Below are 2,972 nucleotides of genomic sequence, written 5' to 3'. Positions count from 1 at the left end.
ACGACGGCGGTGGAAAACCTGCTGCGCCGTCGACTGCAGGACGGCCTGTCGATACTCTGGGTGACGCATTCACGCGAGCAGGCCGTGCGCATGGGCACACGCCACTACGAAATGCACGACGGGCAGGCTCGGCTCTCATGAACACCGTCACCGTCCACCTCCAGGCGACCGATGTCGCGCTGGCGGCCTTGCTGGTGCTCGCCAATGCCTGTGCCTCGATCGTGCTGCGGCTGCACCTGCACCGGCAGGTCCTCTGGGCAGCCACGCGCATGGTGGTGCAGTTGCTCCTGGTGGGTCTGCTGCTGAAGGTCGTCTTCAGGCTGGGGTCGCCGGCGCTGACCCTGCTCGTCGTGCTGCTGATGATCTGCGCCGCCGCGCGCGAAGTCGCGGTGCGTCCGGAGCGGCGCTTTCAGGGGTGGCGCAACTACCGCATCGGCATCGCGGTGGTCGGGGTCTCGAGCCTGGCGACGGTCGTCCTGGCATTGATGACCGCCATCCGCCCGGAGCCCTGGTATGACCCGCGCTACGCCATCCCGCTGATGGGCATGGTGCTGGGCAGCGTGCTGAATTCGGCGAGCCTCGGGCTGGACAGCTTCGTCGAAGGCGTGACCCTGCGCCGACAGGCCATCGAGGCCCAGCTGGCCCTGGACACGCCAATCCGCAGCGCGCTGGCCGAGTTGACGCGGTCATCGATCCGGCGCGGCATGATTCCGATCATCAACCAGATGTCCGCGGCCGGCATCATCACCTTGCCGGGCATCATGACGGGTCAGTTGCTGGCCGGCATGGATCCCGTCGAAGCGGTCAAGTACCAGATCCTGCTGCTTTTTCTCCTCACCGGGGCGGGCGGCCTGGCGGCCGCCGGGGCGGTGTACCTCGCGGCGCGCGCCMTCACCGACGAGCGCCAGCGGCTGCGCCTCGACCGCCTAGGCCCCGCGCGGGGAGCCCCTCGGCCCGCGGGACTCTCGCGCTGAGGCGGGCCGGCTTCGCCTCCGGGACACCGCCATTCCTCCTCGGGCACATTCAGATTGCATTCATGATTGCAATCTGGAGTTACAGTTGGGCCGATCACCCAGCGGCCAGTTGAAGGCGACGGGTTGCGACCTTGCCGATCTTCGACGAGCGGGATTCACCCGGAGCCAAGGAGTACGACGAATGCGTCTGTCTTCTGTAACTCGACCTCACGCGGGCCACTGGGTCGTGGCAGCCGCCGTCCTCGCAACGGGTTGCCACGGCTGGGCGCAGTGCCTGCCGTCGATCTCGCCAGCCTGCGCATCCGTCCCGCCCATCCCCCTGGGTGCGCGGCCCGAAACCGGCGCCTACTACGGCAACCAGCACCAGTCGGGCGTTCTGTTCGTGCACAGCCTGGAGGACCGCCAAGGCGGCTGGGGCTGGCAGCCCCGGACGGACACGGCGGAGCCACAGCGCGGGGTCTTCGACCTGCGAGCGGGTGGCACCGGGGATCGAATTCGCGGCGACACCGGCGGGTTCGACATCGACAGCAGGACGGCATGGGTGCAGGGCACGGCGACCCTTGGCCAGTGGTCGCCGTTCGGACGCTCCGACCGGATGCACTTCGGCGCCATGTTCGGCTACGGGGGCACGCGAAGCGACGCACAGGGCGTCCCGGCCTACTTCCAGTCGGAGGGAAACACCAGCGGCTACAGTGTCGGCGCCTTCGGCACCTGGTATCAGGATGACCTCACCCGCACCGGTTGGTACAGCGACCTCTGGGGCCAGTACGCCGTGTTTTCCGACCGCGTCCAGACCGTGTTCCGGGAACAGGTCGACTACAACTCCCACGCCGGAATCCTGTCGGCCGAAGGCGGCTACGTCGTCCGCCTGCAAGACAGCAGCTGGTCGCTCGTGCCGCAGGGCCAGTTCGTCTATGTTCACAACCACACCTACAACGTGACGCAGGTGGATGGACTGCAGGTCGACGGCGCCCATCGTGGCGGCTGGCTGTCCAGGCTGGGCGTCCGCGCGGAACACGAGGCCTTCGGCTGGGCAGGTGCCGTCGTTCGGCCGTCCGTGACCTTGAACTGGTGGCATGACGCGCTGGGCGACGAGGTGGTGGTCGACAACGTGTCGACGCGCTACCTCTACCCCTCCAATCGATTCGAATTCAAGGCCGGCGTCGACGCCAGATTCCAGGGGGGATGGATGGCCTGGGGCAATGTGGGCTGGCAAACGGGCAGTCAGTCGTACCAGGCCTGGACCGTGCAGGCCGGCACCCGATTCGTCTGGCGATGACGCGGGGACAGCCCTTCTCGTGCGCGCTCGGGATGCGTCGCGCGAGGGTAGGCACCCCCAGTGAAACGCCCCTGAACCGCCGAGTCAGCGATGCGGTTCAGCTTGCCTTCAGAACCGCAGCCTAGAGTTGACGGCCATGTTCGATCGGCTGTGTCAACTCATTGCAAGACAGTGCCTGTGGTGGTGCGCGGCCGGCGTTGCACTGGTCGTCCTGCAGCCCTTCCTCTGCGCCGACTCCGTCCAGGGCCGCGTGGATGCCCGGGGGCTTCGATGAAGCAGCTCGATCTCACCCTCTTCGCCTGGATGGCCGCGGGCCATGAGCCCAACGCGTGGATCCTGTCGGTCGCCGCCCTGATCGCGGTCTGGGGCCCGTGGATCGGCGCAGTGCTCGTGGCCTGGGCCTTTGCGCGCCAGCCCGCTCAACGCGGCTACCTGGTGGCCACCTTGTGCGCGCTGGCGGTGGCCGCGCTGCTGGCGCATTGGATCGCGTCCGCACTCGGTTTTCCGAGGCCGTTCATGACCGGCCTCAGCCCGCCCTATGTTCCGCACGGAGCGCGAGGTTCGCTGCCGAGCGCGCACGCTTCGGTGATGTTCACGCTGGCGCTGGCGCTGCTCGTGCGTCCCGGTCTCCGGCGCATCGGACTGCTGGCGACYGCTGCGGCATGCGCCACAAGCTGGGCCCGCATCTACGTGGGCATCCATTTTCCGCTGGACATCGC

Annotated in this window: 3 protein-coding genes; all 3 read left to right on the top strand. The window is 67.9% G+C overall.

Going from position 1 to position 2,972, the window contains the following annotated elements; genetic code table 11:
* The first annotated feature begins 137 nt into the window (after positions 1-137).
* Positions 138-974, top strand: coding sequence for an ABC transporter permease (locus AC1D2K_RS32815; protein WP_478094376.1), 837 nt, complete (start codon positions 138-140; stop codon positions 972-974).
* 181 nt (positions 975-1,155) lie between these two features.
* Complete coding sequence (locus AC1D2K_RS32810; protein ID WP_478094374.1) at positions 1,156-2,253, top strand: autotransporter outer membrane beta-barrel domain-containing protein; 1,098 nt, start codon at positions 1,156-1,158, stop codon at positions 2,251-2,253.
* A gap of 270 nt (positions 2,254-2,523) precedes the next feature.
* Positions 2,524-2,972 (top strand): phosphatase PAP2 family protein (locus AC1D2K_RS32805; protein WP_478094373.1); only part of this gene is annotated, 449 nt, incomplete at its 3' end.

The organism is Variovorax sp. P1_H12_2, from assembly GCF_056405335.1.
The sequence above is the reverse complement of the archived record's forward strand: the minus strand, read 5'-3'. Positions and strand labels throughout refer to the sequence as shown.